The sequence below is a fragment of the Paenarthrobacter sp. NPDC089322 genome (genome assembly GCF_040684895.1).
GTDB lineage: Bacteria > Actinomycetota > Actinomycetes > Actinomycetales > Micrococcaceae > Arthrobacter.
This window is the reverse complement of sequence record NZ_JBFBGW010000020.1, coordinates 30512-50223: the sequence shown is the minus strand read 5'-3', so window position 1 is coordinate 50223 and position 19712 is coordinate 30512. Positions and strand designations below refer to the sequence as shown.

General features: G+C 63.6%; 20 protein-coding genes. 13 read left to right on the top strand and 7 right to left on the bottom strand.

Annotated features, from left to right (window positions below; translation table 11 throughout):
• Positions 1-387: 387 nt before the first annotated feature.
• The 3 genes from AB0N65_RS17280 to AB0N65_RS17270 are packed head-to-tail and all read left to right on the top strand — an operon-like array spanning position 388 to position 3351.
• A complete protein-coding gene (locus tag AB0N65_RS17280) occupies positions 388-1872 on the top strand; it encodes a hypothetical protein (RefSeq protein ID WP_364164317.1) in 1485 nt (494 codons plus the stop codon).
• Between the two features lie 10 nt (positions 1873-1882).
• Positions 1883-2677: an endonuclease III gene (gene nth / locus AB0N65_RS17275; protein WP_364164314.1), complete on the top strand. Its 795-nt coding sequence runs from the start codon at positions 1883-1885 to the stop codon at positions 2675-2677.
• Positions 2674-3351: a CoA pyrophosphatase gene (locus tag AB0N65_RS17270; protein ID WP_364164312.1), complete on the top strand. Its 678-nt coding sequence runs from the start codon at positions 2674-2676 to the stop codon at positions 3349-3351. The genes nth and AB0N65_RS17270 overlap by 4 nt, the downstream gene beginning before the upstream one ends.
• On the opposite strand, the gene AB0N65_RS17265 is transcribed toward AB0N65_RS17270, so the two are convergent.
• From AB0N65_RS17265 to AB0N65_RS17255, 3 genes are all read right to left on the bottom strand, one after another.
• Positions 3348-3575: a DUF1508 domain-containing protein gene (locus tag AB0N65_RS17265; protein ID WP_364164309.1), complete on the bottom strand. Its 228-nt coding sequence runs from the start codon at positions 3573-3575 to the stop codon at positions 3348-3350. The two genes, AB0N65_RS17270 and AB0N65_RS17265, sit on opposite strands and share 4 nt — an antisense overlap.
• 205 nt (positions 3576-3780) lie before the next feature.
• Complete coding sequence (locus AB0N65_RS17260; protein WP_364164306.1) at positions 3781-4647, bottom strand: CHAD domain-containing protein; 867 nt, start codon at positions 4645-4647, stop codon at positions 3781-3783.
• A 65-nt stretch (positions 4648-4712) separates the two neighbouring features.
• Positions 4713-6404 (bottom strand): bifunctional 3'-5' exonuclease/DNA polymerase, encoded by a 1692-nt coding sequence (locus AB0N65_RS17255; RefSeq protein WP_364164303.1) that lies wholly within the window; start codon positions 6402-6404, stop codon positions 4713-4715.
• 123 nt (positions 6405-6527) lie between these two features.
• Between AB0N65_RS17255 and ssd the strand changes: the two genes are divergently transcribed.
• The 7 genes from ssd (at position 6528) to AB0N65_RS17220 (ending at position 11869) form a co-directional block, all read left to right on the top strand.
• Entirely contained in the window at positions 6528-7646 is a 1119-nt protein-coding gene (gene ssd, locus AB0N65_RS17250; protein ID WP_364164300.1) for a septum site-determining protein Ssd, read from the top strand.
• Positions 7647-7798: 152 nt separating this feature from the next.
• The gene (locus AB0N65_RS17245; RefSeq protein WP_364164420.1) at positions 7799-9007 is read left to right on the top strand and encodes a TadA family conjugal transfer-associated ATPase; all 1209 of its coding nucleotides are present in this window, start codon (positions 7799-7801) and stop codon (positions 9005-9007) included.
• Positions 9004-9807, top strand: a complete 804-nt coding sequence (locus AB0N65_RS17240) for a hypothetical protein (protein ID WP_364164297.1) — start codon at positions 9004-9006, stop codon at positions 9805-9807. The genes AB0N65_RS17245 and AB0N65_RS17240 overlap by 4 nt, the downstream gene beginning before the upstream one ends.
• Entirely contained in the window at positions 9807-10421 is a 615-nt protein-coding gene (locus AB0N65_RS17235; RefSeq protein WP_364164294.1) for a type II secretion system F family protein, read from the top strand. The genes AB0N65_RS17240 and AB0N65_RS17235 overlap by 1 nt, the downstream gene beginning before the upstream one ends.
• A 175-nt stretch (positions 10422-10596) precedes the next feature.
• On the top strand, positions 10597-11076 hold the full coding sequence (locus AB0N65_RS17230) for a DUF4244 domain-containing protein (protein WP_364164291.1): 480 nt from the start codon (positions 10597-10599) through the stop codon (positions 11074-11076).
• A 26-nt stretch (positions 11077-11102) separates the two neighbouring features.
• Entirely contained in the window at positions 11103-11501 is a 399-nt protein-coding gene (locus AB0N65_RS17225) for a TadE family type IV pilus minor pilin (RefSeq protein WP_364164288.1), read from the top strand.
• The gene (locus tag AB0N65_RS17220; protein WP_364164285.1) at positions 11486-11869 is read left to right on the top strand and encodes an Rv3654c family TadE-like protein; all 384 of its coding nucleotides are present in this window, start codon (positions 11486-11488) and stop codon (positions 11867-11869) included. The genes AB0N65_RS17225 and AB0N65_RS17220 overlap by 16 nt, the downstream gene beginning before the upstream one ends.
• Before the next feature lie 38 nt (positions 11870-11907).
• Here the strand turns inward: AB0N65_RS17220 and AB0N65_RS17215 are convergent, their stop codons facing one another.
• Positions 11908-14232: a DEAD/DEAH box helicase gene (locus AB0N65_RS17215; RefSeq protein ID WP_364164282.1), complete on the bottom strand. Its 2325-nt coding sequence runs from the start codon at positions 14230-14232 to the stop codon at positions 11908-11910.
• 156 nt (positions 14233-14388) lie between these two features.
• Positions 14389-15084, bottom strand: coding sequence for a GNAT family N-acetyltransferase (locus AB0N65_RS17210; RefSeq protein ID WP_364164279.1), 696 nt, complete (start codon positions 15082-15084; stop codon positions 14389-14391).
• A 143-nt stretch (positions 15085-15227) separates the two neighbouring features.
• Between AB0N65_RS17210 and AB0N65_RS17205 the strand changes: the two genes are divergently transcribed.
• Complete coding sequence (locus tag AB0N65_RS17205) at positions 15228-16124, top strand: rhodanese-related sulfurtransferase (RefSeq protein ID WP_364164276.1); 897 nt, start codon at positions 15228-15230, stop codon at positions 16122-16124.
• A gap of 24 nt (positions 16125-16148) precedes the next feature.
• Here AB0N65_RS17205 and AB0N65_RS17200 read toward each other — a convergent pair whose 3' ends face one another.
• Positions 16149-16682 carry a hypothetical protein gene (locus AB0N65_RS17200; RefSeq protein ID WP_364164273.1) on the bottom strand — a complete coding sequence of 178 codons (534 nt, stop codon included), beginning with the start codon at positions 16680-16682 and terminating at the stop codon, positions 16149-16151.
• Positions 16683-16733: 51 nt separating this feature from the next.
• Positions 16734-17195, bottom strand: a complete 462-nt coding sequence (locus AB0N65_RS17195) for a hypothetical protein (protein ID WP_364164417.1) — start codon at positions 17193-17195, stop codon at positions 16734-16736.
• A gap of 92 nt (positions 17196-17287) precedes the next feature.
• Between AB0N65_RS17195 and AB0N65_RS17190 the strand changes: the two genes are divergently transcribed.
• Together AB0N65_RS17190 and AB0N65_RS17185 are read left to right on the top strand one after the other, a co-directional pair.
• Positions 17288-18934, top strand: coding sequence for a methyltransferase (locus AB0N65_RS17190; protein WP_364164270.1), 1647 nt, complete (start codon positions 17288-17290; stop codon positions 18932-18934).
• Positions 18931-19641 (top strand): helix-turn-helix domain-containing protein, encoded by a 711-nt coding sequence (locus AB0N65_RS17185; RefSeq protein WP_364164267.1) that lies wholly within the window; start codon positions 18931-18933, stop codon positions 19639-19641. The genes AB0N65_RS17190 and AB0N65_RS17185 overlap by 4 nt, the downstream gene beginning before the upstream one ends.
• Positions 19642-19712: the final 71 nt, after the last annotated feature.

Genomic DNA, 19712 nt, shown 5'->3' with positions numbered 1-19712 from the left:
GCGTCCAGCGAACTTCCGCAGAGTGCTGTCCGCCATCAACACTATCGCTTCGGGAGGTCCTACGTGTGCGTGGTCACAAATGCGCCAGCGAGCGGTATGGATTTGGCGACGAATGGCGCTCAGCCTGCTCAGGAACCGCTTACATGACGCCGACGGCGGACCTCCCTGCCGCTGTACCGCGCCGGTTTCGGCGCGTGGGCCTGTAAGGCACCTTGGAGTTTGCTGTGGACGGAGTCCCTGGACGCCTTTCAGCTAGAAGACTGTCAGTGGGGTGACATAGGCTGAACAAGTCGTGGGACGCATCAGAAGCGTGTCCGGTTTTCCGCGGATTCGTGCGGAACTACCGGTCCGGACTGACCAGGACAACGCCGTACGAAGGAGATTTGGATGAACCAGCTGAGCCCCGGCCCGCACGACTCGCAGCCTACGGGAACGGACACCACGGCTGGAACTGCCCCCAGCGCCAAGAGTGACACCGCCGGCACATCAACAGCAGGAGCCGCCGGCGCCCCCGCGAAATACGACGCCGTTGCGGGGCCTTTCACCATTCGGGACCTCACCGTTTTTGGCTCCGCGCTCCTGATGTTCATAGCGTCGCTGCTTCCGATGTTCGGCGGACGCTACAACCTTTGGAACCTCGGCAATCTATTCTTCCTGCTCCTTGGCATCATCCTTCCGTTGGTAGTGGTGGCGTTGTTCGTGGCTCGGCGCCTCCAGCCGGGGACCGTCGTCCGGGTTGGCTCGTTGTCCATCGATCAATTCGCGTCGGTTACGGCAGCGTTCGCCTTCCCTTTGTTCTTCCTGACGATCGCCGACTCCTTTAGTGGCAGCGTGCTGCTGGGACTGGTGGGTTCCGTGGGCTTGCTTGCGGCCACGGTCCTTGGGCCCCACCTTCCGTGGATTTCCGCCGATTTCAAGGGCCGGACTGAAACACCTGCCCATGTTGTAGCCCGTCAGGCCGCCGTGCCAAGCCGGAAGCCCGCAGCCCCCAAGGCCCCCGCGGCTCCCAAGAGCCCCGCGGCGTCTGCCGGTAGCCCCGGAGGCCCGGGCGCTTCAGGCGTCGGTCCTTCAGGCCCGGGCGCTTCAGGCGTCGGTCCTTCAGCCATCGGTCCTTCGGGCGCCGGTCCTTCGGGCGCCGGCGGACCGTATTCTCCTCCTGCCGTCTTCGGAGCCCGGCCGTCGGCTGGAACCGATGCACCCGCCGTCGTGCATTCTGCTGACTCGAAAGAAGCGGCACCGCATGCTGCCGGTGCGCAGGGCGCGGGGGTGCCGGCTGCTGGTACGCCGGCCTCAAAGGCACAAGCTGCGGGGGCTCAGGCTGCCGCCGCAGCTTCGGCATCGGGTGCCGCAGCCTCTGGTGCGCAGGCAACAGGCGCTTCTGCCGCCGGACGGCAGGACTCCATGGACAGTTCCCGAAAGTCCGGGACCGGCATTTCCGAACCCGCGACCATACAGCATGCCCAAGAGCCTGCTTCACAGCAGCCATCGGCCCAGCAGCCGTCGGCCCAGCAGACTGCTTCACAGCAGTCTGCCTCCGCGCCGCCTGCCTCCAACGAGCGTGCATGGGCTGCGACGATGGCGACCCCGGTCGTGTCGGCGGACACGCGGGCCGTCACTGACTCCATCGGTGCCACGGTGGATCCTGCAAGCCGCCCGGACGAATCCAACTCCGCGCCTACGTACGAGGCCTTCTGGTTTGCCGTCGCCCAGCCGCGCACTGCGTATGACGAACGGACCGGCGCGCCGGCCTTCACGATCGAGCCTGGCGGTTGGGTCCTTGCCCTTGAGGACCGCGGACACGAGTTCCTGGTACAGGACACCGACGGCAAGGTCGGCGTCTTGCGGGAGCTCAGCAACATCGAACGCGGCTAGGCGGGACGCCGTGGCCACCGCTGACGCTGGTACGCCCCTTGCGCTCAAACGCCGGGCACGCAGGATCAACCGGGTCCTGGCCGATAAGTATCCGTATGCCCACGCCGAGTTGGACTTCCGGAACCCGTTTGAGCTGGTAGTGGCCACGGTCCTGTCCGCACAGACCACGGACGTGCTGGTGAACCAGGTGACCAAGATCCTGTTCGCCCGCTACCCCGACGCCCGGGCAATGGCCGAAGCGGACCCTGTTGAGCTGGAAACCATCCTGCAGCCCACGGGCTTCTTCCGGGCGAAGGCCCGGAACGTCCTTGCCCTGAGCACGCGGCTCGTGGATGAGTACGACGGCGAAGTTCCCGGCCGCCTCGAGGACCTGGTCACGCTACCCGGGGTCGGCCGCAAGACGGCAAATGTGGTGCTGGGTAATGCCTTCGGAATCCCGGGGATCACAGTGGACACGCACTTTGGCCGTCTAGCCCGTCGCTTCAAATGGACGGACTCCGACGATCCTGTGAAGATCGAGTTCGACGTCGCGGAATTATTCGAACCGAGGGACTGGACCATGCTCTCGCACCGGGTGGTTTTTCACGGACGCAGGGTCTGCCACGCGCGGAAGCCCGCTTGCGGGGCCTGCCCGGTAGCGAGCCTGTGTCCAAGTTACGGGGACGGAGAAACCGACCCTGTAAAAGCGGCCAAGTTGCTCAAGTACGAGCTCGCGCCTGGTAACGAGGCATTGCTGGAGCGGCTGCTCGCGGAGACGCACCGGGCCGCAGAGATACGCATGGAGTCGCAAAGGAGGCCTGTGTGACTGCGTTCGAGGACCTCGCCGGGTTGGTTGCCCGCTTTGAGTCGGGGGAGCAACGCCATTCGGCCCACTGGGCGCAACTACCGGTCAGCGCCGAGACAAACCGACCCGCAGCCGTGCTGATGCTTTTCGGCGTGCTGGACGACGTCCCGGCCGAATCCGGACGCCCGATTGCACCCGCAGACCTCGACGTTTTGCTGCTGGAGCGGGCCCACACCTTGGACGATCATCCCGGCCAGGTCGCTTTTCCAGGTGGCAGCGTGGATCCGGAAGACGAGTCGGTGGTGGCTGCTGCTTTGCGTGAGGCCGTGGAAGAAACCGGTCTGGACGCCGGAGGGGTCCGCGTTCTCGGGGTCATTCCGGAGTTGGGGCTCATCCGCAGCAACTTCCGCGTGACACCGGTGCTTGCCTGGTGGGATTCGCCGTCTCCCGTCCGAGTGGTGGACTACGCCGAATCGGCGCAGGTCTTCCGGGTGCCTGTGCGCGACCTCCTGGATCCCGTCAACAGGGTCACTGCCACGATCTCCAGGTTTGGCCGGACCTATACGAGCCCGGGTTTCACCGTGAACGGCGTCCTGGTCTGGGGCTTCACCGGGATGGTCCTCAGCGGACTGTTCGACGAACTCGGTTGGACTGTCCCCTGGGACGAACGGAAGGTGTACGACATCCAGCTTTAGGCTGCTTTGCACCCCGGGGGTTCCACGGTTGCCCTGGCGTTTTGCGTTGAACGATCCACGATAAGCCCCGTAGCAGCGTTCTCCCGGACCGCGTTGATGCCGTGCACGACGTCGTCAAGATGCTTGAACGTCGGCGATTCGGCGACCACAGTGCCGTCCCCTGCGGTGAGACGGAACCAGTACGATTCGTTCGAGTCCTTCAGAATCTCAAACCTGCCAGCCATTTGTTGCTGTTTCCCCCTTGGATGCTTCCTTGCACACAACGTGGGCCCGTGTGCCGGACGCCACATTCCGAAACTATCCAGAAGAGGGCACTAAACAAAGTTACTGCGGGGTACCCGTCACAGTCGGGTCATTGTCCATCACAAAGCGAGATGTGACTGGCTTGGCATGGCCGGTACGGCTACTCTGCATCCGGCCGGCAAGGTCCTACTCCAGCAGTACGATGCGGGGTTCGGGAAGGGGATGGGTGAGCAATGCGGTCCGGAAAAGGGCTTCTGACGCGCTAAGGCGTCTTTGTTCCATTCGGAGCAGTTCGCCTGCGTCCACGTCATCAATCCCCGGAGTGCCGGCCAGCTGGCCAACCCAGCCGATGCCTGTCACGCTGTCGTGCTGTTCACCAAGGATTCGTTGGAGTGCCATCGCCGGCTGGAGGATCGCAGTAGCTCCGGAACCCATCACATCCGCAACCGCCTCAACCGAATACCGTAGGCTCTTGATGTCTTTCCGTGCCCGGTGGAGGAGTTCGTTCCGGTCACCTTCAGGGGCAACTGTGGATGCGGCCAGCAAGCTTTGCCGGGCGGTCGCCCATTCACGCTGGAGGAGCACTACTGCGGCTGCGCGGTCGGGAACCGGAATGCCCTTGGGCTCATCACACGCGAAGAGGCCCTCGCGGGTGGCGCGGATGACTTCGGACGCCCGGGCACCTGTTCCGGCACGGGTCGCCAGTTGGTTGCTGCGCGCCACGAGTAGGTCGACGGCACCATGAAGCCCGCCGGGTGACCGCCACTCCTCCGTGGCGTCGAGCCACAGCGAGAACCGCAGCGCCTGGACGTAGGCGTCGCGTGCTTCACCCAAGGAACGCGCCAACCATCGAATGTCGTTCCGCGTCTGCTTGGAAAGACGGGGAAGAGCGGATTTGTAGCACGACAACACTGAACGCAGCCGACGAAGGGCGAGCCTGGCGCTATGCACAGCCTCCTGGTCAGCCGCGGCAATCAAGGGAAGGCTGCCTTCCAACTCAGAAAGTTGGAAGGAAAGGTACGCATCAAGCGCATCCCTGACCTCCGAGCCCACGTTGGCCAGTTTCCCCTACGTCGCCGGGCAGGACAAGACATGAGGCGTCGGGTTGGGCTTGGAGCCTACTTCGCCTTGTCATAGGAGTCGACGACGGCGACACTCACCGGAAACTCGACCGGTATCCGGCCGAACATGAGCTCTTTCGCTGCGTTCGCGGACTCTTCGATCGCACTGATACAGGCCTCCACAGCCTCGTCCGGGGCGTGGACCATCACTTCGTCGTGCAGGAAAAAGACGAGTTCGCCTGCGGGCTGACCGTCGGCCCGCAAGGCACGCAACCGCCGTCGTAATTCCGCCAACCAGCAGGCCGCCCACTCTGCTGCCGATCCCTGCACCACAAAATTCCGGGTGAACCTGCCGCGCGAACGCGCAAGGTTGTCCGCCCGGCGCTGTTCTTCCGCGGTAGTGGACTGTTGGCTTCGCAACCAACCGGCTGACGGCGGCGGGCTGCTTCGGCCGAGGCGGGTGGTGACCGTACGTCCGGCTTCTCCTTCCCGGGCGGCTTGTTCAACAAAGCCGACCGCACGGGGATAGGTGCGGGCGAGCTGGGGCATGAGCCGGCCGGATTCGCCCGTAGTGGCTCCGTAAATGGCACCGAGCAGCGCGACCTTGGCTTTCGAACGGTCACCGCCGAAGCCCTGGGCGGCGATACCCGCGTACAGGTCTTTGCCGCGTGCCGCCTCAGCCATTTTCGTATCCTGGGCGAGGGCCACGAGCACGCGGGGTTCCAGTTGGGAGGCGTCGGCGACGATGAGTTTATGGCCGGGCTCTGCGTGGACCGCTGCCCGGATGTTCCGCGGAATTTGGAGCGCGCCTCCACCACGTGACGCCCATCTGCCCGAGACCACGCCGCCTACGACGTACTCGGGATGGAACCGCCCGTCGTGAACCCAGGCATCGAGCCATGCCCAACCGTTCGCTGTGTGAAGCCTCGAAAGCTTCTTGTACGCCAGCAGGGGCCCGATGGCAGGGTGCTTGGACCCCTGAAGCTCCCACTGCCTGGTGCTTTTCACTTCGATGCCGTTGCGGTGCAGCGCCCGCATCAGGTCCTGCGGCGAATCCGGGTTCAGTGAAGGCGTCTTGAGTATTCCGCGAAGCTCACTGCAGAGAGCTTCCAAGGCCGGTGGCCTGTGTCCGAGCGGAGGACGGGAACCCAGCACGTCCGCGAGGATCTGCTCGTGCAACTCTTCCCGCCATGGGACACCGGCGTGTTGCATCTCGCAAGCGATGACAGAGCACGCCGACTCGGCGGCCAGCAGCAATTGGAGCCTCTGCCTCCGCTGGTCTTCGGTGGTAACTTGGGCAACCGCATCCTGCTGTGCCGCGAACTCGTTCCTCAGTTCGGCCAGCCCTGCGCGGTTGGCACCCGTCGTGTGGTGGTCGAAGAGAGCCTCCTGGTCCGCCGGCGGTGGCGGGGGCTGGAGGGCACGAGGCGGGGCGGTGTCATCGTCCTGCTGAACCTTGTCCGCATTTTTGGCGTACTCGGTGTGCTCAGTGAAGGCTGAGTGCGCCAAGATTGCTCCGCAGAGCGTGAGGTCGTGGCAGCGCTCGAGTTCCACACCCTGTTTCAGCAATTCGGGGTACCAGTCCTGGGCGCGTTGCCACACCCAACGGGGACGCTGGGTTTCAAGCTCACGCACGACGCCGGGCAACTCACCCCGGGTGACGACGCGGGCGTCCGCCGTAGCCTTTCCGGTGGGCGAGACCCTTTGTATGGCTGCGCCGTCCGGATGGGCGGCAAGCAGCAAATACATGGTCTCCATTCTGCCTTGTGCTTGACCATTGACTGTTCCTCCACAGCGCCTGTTCGGGCGTGTTTGTCCACATGGAGATGTCGGGACCTTCAACGTCAAAGACGATGCAGCAAGAGTGGCTTCATGACCAAGCGACATCAGAGGCACCAGCACGTCGTCCACGGGTTTCCGGATCAATCAGCGGACGGATCATGGACGCCGCGGGACCCGGCGGACATCCTTCTCGTCACCGGGGACGCTTACCTTCAGGAAGAAGCCAAAAGGATCGTCGCGGCGGCCGGTGGAAGCCTGCGGACAGCTGCGGACGTCGGGGAAGCAGTTCATGGGTGGGATACCGCGGACGTGGTCCTTGTCGGCAGTGATGTTCGAGAGTTGCCGCCCCGAAGACAGGCACCGTCGGTCCTTCTGGGAAGGTCCGCCGAAGGCGATGGTCTCTGGCGGCTTGCAGCCGCACTGGGGGCGGAACGGGTGGCTGTCCTTCCCGAGGCCGCCGCCTGGCTCGCCGAGCATCTGAGTCTTTCGGGCTCACCGGACCCCGGTGGAAGGGTGTTGGGAATTGTCGGGGGCAGCGGTGGGGCCGGAGCAACCACTACTTCTGTCTGGCTCGCGCAGGCGGCCGCGAATCATGGCGTCAGTACATTGCTCATGGACGGTGACCCTCTGGGCGGCGGCCTGGAGTTGGCCGTCACTGTTCAGGAGATTCCGGGGCTCCGATGGCCTGACTTCTCGGAAACGAGGGGCAGCATCGATCCCGGCCAGTTCCGGGATTCCTTGCCGGTAGCGGGTGGTTTCGCCTTTCTCTCATGGCCGGGCACCAGGGAACCCGTTGTGGCACCCGATCCTGGTGCTGTCGCGGCTGTCCTTGATGCTGCACGCCGGAGCTTCGAACTCATCGTCGTGGACATCGGCCGTGGCGGGGAAGGCGTGCGAACACTGGCTTGGGACTGCGACAGAATCCTGCTGCTGACCACCGCGCACTTGAAACCCGCGGTTTCGGCAGCAAGGATCCTTCAAGAACTTCCACCGCTCGATACCGGGCTGCTCCTCCGGGCCGGCAGCCCAGCCGCCATTGACGCCCAGGTGATAGCTGAGTCCTTGGAGCTCCCCGTGTTCGGCACAGTCCCGAAGGTGCGTGGAGTTGCGGCGGGAACGGAGCTTGGACGGCTCCTGGAACTCGGCCGTCGAAAGCCCGTGCAACGTTTCGCCGAACACGTGTTGGAACTGAACGGATCCTTGAAATGAGCCGGCGGTTGGAGCAGCGGATGGCCCGTTCCGTGGACCCCTCGCCTGAGGACACGAATGCCCTGCAGCAGGTTCCCGGCAGCCGGAAAGCCCCAAGGACCGAACGACCTGCGACGGCTACCCGCCGCAGGCAAATCCGGAGGCTGGATTCGATGCTGTTGGAGACAGTGCGGGAAACAGTCCTTTCGGGAAACGCACCTGTTACTCCGTCCACGGTCGCGGCAGCAGTCCAGGCAAGCGGAAGGCTGCTGGGTACGGCCGGGGCGCTCGAGGCCGCCGAATCGATCAACGCGGAGTTGAACGGCCTCGGACCACTCCAGCACCTTACGCACGATCCTTCAGTCACGGACATCTTCGTCAACGGTCCGTCCTCGATCTGGGTGGACAGAGGACAAGGCCTGGAACGCTCCTCCGTGCACTTCGACAGCGAGCAGCAGGTGAAATCGCTGGCAGCGCGGCTGGTCTCTGCCGGCGGCCGACGCTTGGACGATGGCTCCCCTTGTGTCGACGTCAGGCTTAGGGGCGGCTACCGCGTGCACGCCGTGCTGGCGCCGATCTCCACAGCCGGTACGTTGCTTTCCATCCGGATCCGGCGCGAAGAAACCTTCACTATGGCCGAGCTGCGGGAAGGCGGCATGTTTGGAGAGGCCGTTGAACAGATTCTTCGGGCGATCATGCAGCAACGCGTCAGTTTCCTGATCAGCGGGGCTACCGGCTCAGGAAAGACCACGCTCCTGTCTACCATGCTCGGACTAAGCCATCCGTCCGAGCGCCTGGTACTGATCGAAGACGCCTCCGAACTCAACCCCACCCACCAGCACGTTATCTCGCTCGAATCCCGCCACGGAAACCTGGAAGGCGGGGGCACACTGGACCTTGGCGAGCTCGTCCGCCAAGCTCTCCGGATGCGTCCGGACCGCCTGATCGTGGGGGAGTGCAGAGGGGCGGAAGTAAGAGAATTGCTCACTGCCTTGAACACGGGACACACAGGCGGCGGAGGAACCATCCACGCCAACACTGCAGAAGCCGTCCCGGCACGGTTGGTCGCGCTCGGCGCACTTGCCGGCCTGAACGCCGAGGCTGTGAAGCTCCAGGTTTCCAGTGCCCTGGACGTCGTGATTCACGTCGCACGGACACCGCTGGGCCGGAAGGTGGCATCCATCGGCGTGCTCATGGACACGCCGGAGGGCCAGGCAGTGGTTCCAGCCCTGCAGCTGACTCCCCACGGCCTGGTGCAGGGGCCGTCCTGGGCCCAACTTGCAGCCCGGCTGTCCCTAAACAAGTCCTTGCACGTCAGCGGGCCCACGGCGGACCAGGACCTTGGCGTCAACCCAGGCACTGAAATCGGCCGGGACGCATGATCGCCACCATGGTCCTGGTTCTCGCGGTTGCTGCGTGGCTTCACCTCAAGCCCTCCCGCGGTGTTCGTGGGCGGGCGAAGCGGAGCCTGCAGGCGATTCCACGTTTTGGCGTCACCGGTGCTTCCGGCGGGGAAGGAAGGGCCTGGGCAAGGCTGCGTCCCCCGTCACGGCAAACCCGGCCACTGTCTTTGGTTGTGTTGGTTCAGCAGTTGGCGGCGCTCCTGCGGGGCGGCCGAGGAGCCTCCCGGCTCTGGGAAGAGCTGTGGGTGGTTCATGGCTCCCGGTCTTTCATGGAGGAACCTCGATCGGTTTTTTCGCAAGACCGGTCCTCCGCGGTGTCGCGGGAATCGTTGAGGATACTGGGGGCGGCCCGGGCAGCGTCAGCGGTGGGAAACTCGCCGGCCCAATCAATCCGTGACACCGCAGCCAAAGTGTATCCGCGCAAGGGGAATACCGAACGCAGGATCTGGATGGAACTTGCCGCTTGCCTGGATGTGGCCGAAAACAGCGGCTGCCCCCTTGCCGGGCTGCTCACCCGCTTCGCCGCGCAACTGGAAGCCGAGGAAGACGCCGAGGCCGCCCGACAAACCGCGCTCGCCGGCCCCAAGGCCACTGTCCGTTTGTTGTCCTGGCTTCCCGTTTTTGGTTTGGCCCTGGGAATCGCCTTGGGTGTGGACCCTCTGGGAATACTGCTGGACAACATCATGGGGGTTACCACCCTCGTCGTGGGCCTCGTACTGACAGTGGCCGGCCGGGTCTGGTCTTCCCGGCTCGTGGCCTCGGCTGTCGGTGGAACCTGATGACCACTGTTTCCTCGCTGCTCCTTGTCGGCGTCCTGGCGCTTGCAGCGGTCATTGCCCTTGCCAGCCCGACACCCGGAGGACTGTTGGCGGCACGTCTCACAGCGCCAAGCCCGCGAAGTGTGTCAACGTTCGGGTTTTCCGGACCCGGCAGCGAGGAACTAACAGATACTCCTTCAGACGGTCTTCGTGACACTGCCATGATGCTGGAACTCGCAGCCTCCATGCTCGACGCCGGCTCGGGACTGGGCCGGGCGTTGGAACTCATTGCCCAAAGTGCCACACCGCCCATCAAGTTATCCCTGAGGCCGGTGGTGGCCGCACTCGCCATAGGGGCCGACTGGGAGACCGCCTGGCGTACGCCAACCCGGCACGAACCGGAGGTGGCACGGCTGAAGGATGCGCTCTCCTTCGCCGCATTAACCGGTGCACCCTCCGCGTCGATCCTGTACGCCCAGGCAGCAAGAGAACGGCGCGAACAGTTCCGTGCCGCGGAGAAGCGTGCGGCCGCCCTCGGCGTCAAACTCGTGGTTCCCTTGGGCCTGTGTTCGCTCCCGGCATTCATCTGCCTGGGAATCGTTCCGGTTCTCATCGGCATGATTCCAGCGGGCTGAGCGATGCCTGCTTGTACACCGCCTGCGCCGACTTCCCCTCCACAAGACCCCGGAAATCGAAGGTTATCCACTTGCCGGAAACGGGCCCTTCAGGGGCTGACGAAGTCACGGAAGAGTCGTTACAGCCGGGAAATCCACCGGCACCCATGAAGGAAACCCTGAAAGGAAGACACACATGAAATCAGCTACCAGCACGCTCCCGGGCAGGCGTTCGGGAAAGCGCCGTAGCTCTCCTGCGCTCGCCGTCATTGCCGCCGCCCTTCCGCTGCCTGCAGGCCTTCCTTCGTATGAAGGACGGGGCAGAACTGCCAGGGAAATGCTCGAAAAGGGGCTTTCCGGAGACGATACGCGGCTTTCCGGAGACATGGGCATCCTCGACCACATAACCATGGACCGGATGAGCTTGGCGCGCAGCACAGCAGAAGCGTCGAAGCCCGGCAGAGGGATACTAAAAGGTCTGCCCAAGCTGCCCGCCAGGTTCAGGGGATCCGAGGCCGGCATGCTGGGCTCCGAGGCTGGGATGGCCACAGCCGAATACGCCATTGCGACACTCGCAGCAGTCGGCCTGGCGGGTCTCCTCGTGGTCATCCTCCGGAGCGGTGAGGTCCAGGGCTTCCTGCTCAACCTGATTCGAACTGCGCTGTCTTTGCCATGATCCGGCTGCTCCCGGCCCGGCTGAAATTGAGAACCCGTCAGAAGGAAACGGGCGCTGTCACGGCGGAGTTCGCTGTCGCCTTGCCCGCAGTAATTCTTCTGTTGGCCTTCTTGCTGGCAGGCGGAGCAGCGGGAATTACCCAGCTGCGCTTGGAAGAAGCAGCCAGGGCCGGGGCACGGGCGCTGGCTCGGGGCGACAGCACGGAGGCAGTCCAGGGCATCGTCCGGCGCCTTGCCGGGGAAGCGGCCAGTGCGGTTGTCGAGAGCGACGACGAATGGCGGACCGTGACAGTATCGGCGGGAGCAGGAGGTGCGTTGGGGCCCCTGATCCCCTGGACACTGACAGCCTCGGCGTCGGCCAAGAGCGAAGCGGCGGGGCCGTCAGCCGCGGGCGGGAAATCATATGGCCGGTGGGTTCCCTCGTGATTGCCCGGCGCCCTCATTCACGGGGACCGGGCAGAGAGCAGGGTTCGGGGAGTTTGCTTGCGCTCGCGTTGTGCATGGTGGTCATGGTTGTGGGGGCTGGCCTGCTGCTCTTGGCCCAGGCAGGTGTCATGGCTACCCGGGCTGCGTCTGCTGCTGATCTGGCTTCCCTCGCGGCAGCCGACGCGGCTCGAGGACTCACAGCAGGTGAGCCTTGCGCTGTGGCAGCCGGCGTCGTCGCACAGCATCAGGCGCGAATGACGTCGTGCGAGGTGGTCGGGGGTGAGGTGGTGGAGGTCTCCACTGAGCTGAATCAACCATTTTCCTGGGGAATCGCAACAGGCCGTTCCCGAGCAGGTCCGCCACCTTAACGCCCCGCCCGGGTTCTGCCGACACCCGGAGTACGCGCCTAGACGGCGTCCTTCAGCAGGACATCCAGGAGTGTGACGGCGGCTGCCTTATCCAGGGGATTGTTCTTGTTCCCGCACTTTGGGGACTGCACACAGGATGGGCAGCCGGCGTCGCATTCGCAGGCCTTGATGGCCTCGCGGGTCGCAGTGAGCCACACCTTTGCCTTTTCAAACCCCCGCTCGGCGAAACCGGCGCCGCCCGGGTGTCCGTCATAGACGAAGATTGTCGGCACCCCTGTGTCGGCATGGAGAGCGGTGGAAACACCCCCGATGTCCCAGCGGTCGCTGGAAGCAACCAGTGGCAGGAGACCGATTGCTGCGTGTTCCGCAGCGTGCAGCGCCCCTGGGAATTGTGCCTCGACCAAGCCGGCACCGTGGAGGGAACGGTTGTCCACTACGAACCACACAGCCTTGGTGAAGAGATCCCTCGCGCCAAGGTCCAAGGGTTCCTCGCCGAGTATTTCATTCGAGATCAATGCCTTGCGCTGGAAGGAGACTACTTGGGTAGTGACCTTGACGTCCCCGAAGTGGACCGTAATGTCGCCCCACTGCACCGAACGCGACGTCTCCAGCACCTCAATCTGGGTGACATCACGGGCTGTCGTGTAAAAGTCCGGGTTCACCCGACGCACCATAACGCAATGGTCGGCCTCGTTCAGTTCCTCCACCAAGTAGCTGTCGCCCTGATGGACGTAGATCGCGCCTGTATGGGCCTGGTAGTGGGTTTGCGGAGAGTCCATGGTCCCCAGGAGCGAGCCTGTTTCAGCGTCAACGATGCTCACCGGGCCGCCACCGTCGGCGCGCAGGTTCACCATTGCGGCCGCACTCTCCGGGTGCGTCCAGAACCATCCCGCAGGACGCTTGCGGAGGTAGCCTTGCGCCACAAGCCGGTCGAGAAGGCCTTCTGCAGTGGTGCCGAAAAGCTCGAGCTCGGCGGGGCCGATGGGCAATTCAGCGGCCGCGGCACACAGGTGTGGCCCCAGGACATAGGGGTTGCCAGGGTCGAAGACTGTAGCTTCCACCGACACATCAAAGATGGCCTGGGGGTGGTTGACCAGATAGGTGTCCAACGGGTCGTCGCTGGCTACGAATGCGGCAATGGCTTCTTGGCCGGCCCGTCCCGCCCGGCCGATTTGTTGGAAGAGCGATGCACGCGTCCCCGGCCAACCGGCAACTATGACGGCGTCGAGCCCGGAGATGTCAATACCGAGCTCAAGCGCAGACGTGCTGGAGACACCCAGCAGTTGGCCCGACCGTAAGGCATGCTCCACTGCACGGCGCTCTTCGGGCAAGTATCCGGAACGGTAAGCCGCAACGCGTCCTGGAAGGCTGGGGTCGACGTCGTCCAGCAACCTCTTGGTGATGGATGAGATCGATTCCGCGCCTCTTCGGGACTTGATGAACGCGATGGTCCGTACCCGTGAGGACACAAGGTTCGCCAGGATGTCTGCAGTCTCCGCCACAGCCGTTCTGCGCTGCCTGGCGCCATTCTCGCCTTTGACATCCGTCAGGGCGGGCTCCCAGAGAGCCACAGTTGTTGAGCCGTGCGGGGACGTATCCTCAGCGACCTCGCGCACAGGTGCACCGATGAGCCTGCCGAAGGAAAGCCCGGGTTCGGAGGCTGTGGCGGACGCCGCAATGAACACGGGTTCCGGAAAGGAGGTCCCCGCACCGTAGTAGGCACAGATTCGACGCAGGCGTCTCATCAGGTTGGCCACGTGTGAGCCAAAGACACCGCGGTAGCTGTGGGCTTCGTCCACGATCACGTAGCGCAGCCGACGAAAGAAAGTTGCCCACCACGCGTGGTTCGGCAGGATACCGAAGTGCAGCATGTCCGGGTTCGCCAGGATGAAATTCGCGTGCTCACGGATCCAGCGTCGCGAGGACATGTCGGTATCGCCGTCGTAAGTTTCCGCCCGTACTGTCGGGAGCCGCAGCGAGCGGATGGCTGCGAGCTGATCCGCCGCCAAGGCCTTGGTGGGCGAGAGATACAGTGTCACGGCGCCGTCGTCGTGGATCTTCCCCGGCTCGGACAAGACACGCAGCTCGGAACGGTGGATCGCATCCAAGGCGGGCAATTGATAGGCAAGGGATTTACCCGAGGCGGTGCCTGTCGCAATCACGACGTGTTGGCCCGAATGCGCCAAATCCGCCGCCTGGACCTGGTGCCGGTACGGTTCCTGGACACCGAGTGTGCCGAACGCGGCAACAATGTCCGGGTGGACCCACTGCGGCCAAGGTTCGTTGACAGCCTTGCGCGCGGGAATCGTATGGACATGGCGCAACTGCTCAGGGTCAGGAGACCTGCCCAGCAAGTTGATCATTGGATTCGTTGCAGCCACCAATTCATTCTGTCACCTGTGCGGGGCACGTTGGCGGCGGTGACTGTCACCGCCGCCGGAAGTACCGCCGTCGTACCTGGTGTTTCAGCGCTGCCCTCACGCAACTGCTTTCGCGCGACTGTTATTACGCGACTGTTATTACGCGACCGAGAGGTCGGCTCCTTCGTCGCCGCTGACCGACATCATCAGCACGTGGCAGACGACGTCCCAGCCGAGGTGTGAGTAAAGCTTTTGGCCATCAAGGGAAGCCAACAGGAGCCCGTTCTCCACATCATGTTCGAACGCCTGGGCGGCGAGGGCCTTCATGATGAAACTTCCGAGGCCGCGCCGCTGGAAAGCGGGCTCCGTGACGATCTTGTCGAAGACAGCCGTCCCGTTGACCACGTAAACCCGGCCGCTCGCGGCAACCCGCTCACCCGAGTGGACCACCGCGTGGTGTACGCCGTTCGATTCGGATGTTGCCACCTCCAGATCGTCGTCCGGTAGCCACGGATCTTCGGAGTCCTGGGTCTCCATGTCCACGATCATCATTGTTTGCGACGCTGAAGTGACGTTCAGCCCGTGCTGCTCCGCGAGGTACTTGTAGCGCTGGACGTCATTGGTCAGGATCGTCAGGATCCGGGTTTCGGCTTCGGCGGTTTTCGCGGCAAGTGCAGCGAACTCTTCATCGGACGGATCGTGGGCGAAGTACTCCCAGTCACCCGTCTTGTCGGCGCGCAGCGCGGCGGGGAAGCGACCTTCCTGGCGTGACTCATAGCCCCGGCAGCCGGACCAGCCGGCCACCCAGACTTCCAGGAGGTGCGCGATGTCTTCAACCAAGGCGTCTGGACTCATGTAGAGAGACTATGCCAGCGGTTCCAGAAGCAACAGAGTCCCGTCAGCCCCGGAATCCTTGCTTATGAAATTGTGACTTCGCCTCAGCAGGACGGGGATTGCGGGGCAGCGGGGAATTTTAGTACACCCAGTACCCTTTAATAGTGGCTTTGAACCGAATCGTGCTTTTTTACGGCTTTACCCCGATCGCCGACCCCGACGCCGTGCGTCTCTGGCAGCGTGTCCTCTGCGAGAAACTTGGGCTTACCGGGCGCATTCTGATCTCCAAGGACGGGATCAATGCCACGGTTGGCGGCGAGCTCAACAACATGAAGCAGTACGTGAAGACCACTCGTGAGTACAAGGGTTTCCGCGGCATCGACTTCAAGTGGTCGGAGGGAGGCGCAGCGGATTTTCCCCGCCTCAGTGTCAAGGTCCGCGACGAAATCGTCTCCTTCGGAGCGCCGGGCGAGTTGAAGGTTGACGAGAACGGCGTGGTGGGCGGCGGTAAGCACCTCCAACCCGAGGAACTCCACACGTTGGTGGACGCCAAGAAGGCCGATGGCGAGGACGTGGTGTTTTTCGACGGCCGCAACGCCTTTGAGGCCCAAATCGGCAAGTTCAAGGATGCAATCGTCCCGGACGTCGCTACCACCCATGACTTCATCAAGGAACTCGAATCGGGAAAGTACGACGCCCTCAAGGACAAGCCTGTGGTCACCTACTGCACGGGCGGCATCCGCTGCGAAGTCCTTTCCAGCTTGATGGTGAACCGTGGCTTCAAAGAGGTTTACCAGTTGGACGGCGGCATAGTCCGCTACGGCGAAACCTTCAAGGACAAAGGCCTCTGGGAAGGTTCCCTCTATGTTTTCGACAAGCGCATGCACGTTGAATTCAGCGATGAGGCCAAGACCATCGGGGAGTGCGTCCGCTGCGCGGCACCCACGAACAAGTTCGAGAACTGCTCCAACTTAAGCTGCCGAACTCTGACGCTGTACTGCGCCGAGTGCGCCTCGAATCCTGAAACGCTGCGCTGCCCGGGAGGCTGCGAGGCGGCTTGACCGGTTGCACTGCGCTGGTCGCGCCTAGAGCCGGCTGACGCGGTAGGCGAAATTTGCGTCGGACCGGCTGCCAACTGTGATCGCCAGGATGGCGTCAGCCTCCAGTTGCACCACGCTCACCCGCGCATTGGCGCAGCCCAAGGTCAGGTCCACAAGGTCGGTTTCGCCCAGCCTTACTGCGAACGAAACCCGGCGCGTGCCGCGGCACGCGAGCGTCACCGCATAGGTTCCGCCGGGAAGCTGCACAGTTTGTTCTGTCTTGGATTCACCCGGATTCAGGTAGCCGCTGCTGGAAAAGAACGACTGTCCCTGGGATTCGGGCAAGGCGGACTTGGCCCATTCTTCGAGGGCTTCACCCGTCACTGTCTGCTCCAAGGCCGGGTCCGGGGGAAGAACCACATTGTTGGGCCCCGAGGCAGAAGGACTGGGCTCGGAACGGCCGCCGTCGTCGTAGGTATATTCGCACGCCGCCAACGAGGCGCCCAGCACGAGTAAAAGCCCGACGGCGGTCCTCGCCGGCCGCCGCGACATCACCGAGCCAGCTACCTTGCCGCCCATGATTCGACTTTACGCCCAGCAGTGGACAGGCCATAGGGGTGGGAGAAAGGCTTAGCCGGCGGCTGGAACCAAGTGGTAAGCGAAGATCAAAGGGGCGTCCACACTACTTGTGGAGATGCTGAGCGGAGCAGTTTGGGGGACCTTTATTTTCACCACATCGAGGTTGCCGTTGCATGCGGCTGCCGCGTCGGCAATCCGCTGTCCAGCTGACGTAACTGCGAAGTAGGCCTTGCCTCCTCCATCGCAGGCCATGGTCAGGGTGTACATTCCCGCAGGGACTCCGGGGGACTCCTTAACCAGGGGGTCCCTGTTCAGGATCTTGCCCGAGTCCTCCAAGGCCACTGTGCCAGCTGTGGGGAGTACCTTGTCCCGCCATGCCGGCACGTCGGCGTCGGCGATATCCACCGGCGCCTGGCACGCGGTGACTGCCAGGAGTGCTCCGGCAGCCACGGCAACCAGGCCTGCCCGGGGCCTTGCCTTGGAGTCTTGCCGTGCAGTGGAGAGGTTGAGCATGGGTTCCACGCTACCGGGTTCTCACCGGGGACTTTTCCACATAGCCAAAGTTCCGGGCAAGTGGCCCCGAAGGGCGCCAATAGACTTGCAAGGTGACCAACACTGCTACCGCCTTCACTGCCGGCAACACCCACGATGCTCCCCGGAGCGATCAGCCAGGGCTTCTCGTATCGCTCGCCACGGACCTCCGGGCCATCTCATACACGGTCGACGGCGTAGCGGACCTTTTGGGGGCATCCGCCTATGCGGCCCTCAACAGGGACCAACTCATCCCGGCATTGTTGGTCACCGAGCGGCTCTCCGCCTCCACGGAGGAAATCACAAGGGCCCTGGCGGTGGTGGTGCGCTTGTGGCTGCTGGCTGTTCCGCAGCCGGTGCGCGAGGTAGATGCCGCGCTGCCGGGGATCGGTACGCAGGGGCTGGCCGACCTTGGACTGGTCACCCTCGAAGCCGGCGTTGCGGCAGCCAAGGTGGATCTGCGGCCGTACGGCTGGGAGGCTAACGCGGATGGCAGCGGGGGAGCTGAACTCTGGGTTGCCAGCGATCTCGCAGCGCACCAGCAGCCCGGAGTCCTGAGGCACGATCACGTGCTGGGCATAGGGCAGGCATCCACCACGCTTCTCCAAACCACTATCCGGCAGCACACTCGTCGGGCGCTGGATCTTGGTACCGGGTGCGGCATTCAGACGTTCCACTTGCTGCACCATTGCGAGCACGTGACAGCTACGGACATCTCGGAACGGGCCCTCGCTTTTACGCGGTTCAACCTGCTCCTCAATGCTGCGGAACTGGAACTTGATCCGGACAATCCGCAGGCCAGGGTGAGCCTGCGCCTTGGTTCCATGCTGGAGCCCGTGGCCGGCGAGCAGTTCGGCTTGGTTGTTTCCAACCCGCCGTTCGTCATCACCCCGCGCACCAGCGGGGAGTCGGCTGCCGACCAGTACACGTACCGCGATGGAGGCATGCCGGGGGACGGGATCGTCGCATCGCTGGTCCAGAACATCGCAAATGTCCTCGAGCCCGGCGGGACAGCCCAGATGCTGGGAAACTGGGAGATCAAGTCTGGGGCCAACTGGAGGGACCGGCCCGGTTCATGGTTAGCGGACACGAACCTGGATGCATGGTTCATTCAGCGTGAACAGGTGGGTCCTGAGCAGTATGCGGAAACATGGCTGCAGGACGCCTCCGAGGGGCGCGACCTCGTGCACTACCAACAGTCCTATGCCGCGTACCTGGATGACTTCGCAGCGAGGGACGTCCAAAGCATTGGCTTCGGAATGATCTGGCTACGCCGGCCTGCGGCGTCCCGGGCAACGGCGATCCGGCGCTTCGAGGAGATCACCTATCCCATCGAACAACCCATCGGCCCGCATCTGGGCGCTGCCGTGGAGCGTGCGGACTGGGTAGCTGGCAACAGCCTTTTCGATGCCCACCTCGTGGTCGCGGAAGATGTCACGGAAGAGCGTCACCAACGGCCCGGGGCGGCGCATCCGGGCGTCATCCTCCTCCGGCAGGGCGCTGGCCTGCGCCGAACTTCCTTGCTCAGCACAGAAGCGGCGGGATTCGTTTCTGCCTGTGACGGCGAGTTGTCCGTGCGGCAGATTGTTGGTGCGTTGGAATCGCTGTTGGGTGGCGGCGACGACTTTGATGCTCGGGCCTTCCGGGAAGGATTGTCCCGCGAGGTGGAAAACCTTCTCCTCGACGGCTTCCTCATACCTGACCCGCAGACAGCCGAATGACAGCAGCACTGCCGCCGCACCGTGCAGGAGCAAACACCGGTGAACGTGACGCTGATTACACTGATGAAGTGAGTGCGAATAACGAGACATCCTACGCTTCGGGTGATATCCCACGCCGGAAGCGTGCCGAAAAGACGGTCGAGATCACCGATCCCAAGGCCATCCGCGCCTTGGCCCATGCCGCCCGTCTTGAGGTCATCTCGGAGCTCTACGCAACACAGGTAAGCCACACCGCCACCGAGCTTGCAGCCAGAACAGGCCTGACACCGAGTGCCATGAGCTACCATCTCCGGGCACTCCAAAAATGGGGGATCGTAGCTCCTGCCGAGAACGCCGGGGATGCACGGGAACGTCGGTGGAAAGCAGCCGGGACGGACTTCACGATCTCCGGCGGCAGTGTCGCCAGTCCCGAGATTGCGGTAGTGGACCTTGAGCTGGATGCTTTCCGCCGTCGGGCCTCGGCCTTCGCCAAGGCACGGGGGGAACGCCGTCAGCGCGGAGAAACGGCGGAAGAACCTGCCTCGGTGGTGTTGGCCAGCAATCTGCTGTACCTGACCAACCAGCAACGCAAGGAGCTTTCCGACAGGATCCGCGAGGTCTTGCGGGACTACGAACTTGACGATCCAACGCAAATACCGCAAGGTGCTGAACGTGTTGCCACCCTGTGGTCCATGATCCCGGACGACCGCGTGGCACCCGGTCAGTAGAAGGTTGGTGGATGCCGCCTTTTCCACGGCCGGAACGCAGGATTCTGCAAACTATGGTGAACTAGGCCAAT

What these genes read in the sequence shown, in the direction of transcription:
- AB0N65_RS17280 (WP_364164317.1), top strand. Translation starts at nt 388, where the DNA reads ATGAACCAGCTGAGCCCCGGCCCGCACGACTCGCAGCCTACGGGAACG.
- AB0N65_RS17265 (WP_364164309.1), bottom strand. Translation starts at nt 3,575, where the DNA reads ATGGCTGGCAGGTTTGAGATTCTGAAGGACTCGAACGAATCGTACTGG.
- AB0N65_RS17255 (WP_364164303.1), bottom strand. Translation starts at nt 6,404, where the DNA reads ATGTATTTGCTGCTTGCCGCCCATCCGGACGGCGCAGCCATACAAAGG.
- ssd (WP_364164300.1), top strand. Translation starts at nt 6,528, where the DNA reads ATGACCAAGCGACATCAGAGGCACCAGCACGTCGTCCACGGGTTTCCG.
- AB0N65_RS17245 (WP_364164420.1), top strand. Translation starts at nt 7,799, where the DNA reads ATGCTGTTGGAGACAGTGCGGGAAACAGTCCTTTCGGGAAACGCACCT.
- AB0N65_RS17240 (WP_364164297.1), top strand. Translation starts at nt 9,004, where the DNA reads ATGATCGCCACCATGGTCCTGGTTCTCGCGGTTGCTGCGTGGCTTCAC.
- AB0N65_RS17235 (WP_364164294.1), top strand. Translation starts at nt 9,807, where the DNA reads ATGACCACTGTTTCCTCGCTGCTCCTTGTCGGCGTCCTGGCGCTTGCA.
- AB0N65_RS17230 (WP_364164291.1), top strand. Translation starts at nt 10,597, where the DNA reads ATGAAATCAGCTACCAGCACGCTCCCGGGCAGGCGTTCGGGAAAGCGC.
- AB0N65_RS17215 (WP_364164282.1), bottom strand. Translation starts at nt 14,232, where the DNA reads ATGATCAACTTGCTGGGCAGGTCTCCTGACCCTGAGCAGTTGCGCCAT.
- AB0N65_RS17210 (WP_364164279.1), bottom strand. Translation starts at nt 15,084, where the DNA reads ATGAGTCCAGACGCCTTGGTTGAAGACATCGCGCACCTCCTGGAAGTC.
- AB0N65_RS17200 (WP_364164273.1), bottom strand. Translation starts at nt 16,682, where the DNA reads ATGGGCGGCAAGGTAGCTGGCTCGGTGATGTCGCGGCGGCCGGCGAGG.
- AB0N65_RS17195 (WP_364164417.1), bottom strand. Translation starts at nt 17,195, where the DNA reads ATGCTCAACCTCTCCACTGCACGGCAAGACTCCAAGGCAAGGCCCCGG.
- AB0N65_RS17185 (WP_364164267.1), top strand. Translation starts at nt 18,931, where the DNA reads ATGACAGCAGCACTGCCGCCGCACCGTGCAGGAGCAAACACCGGTGAA.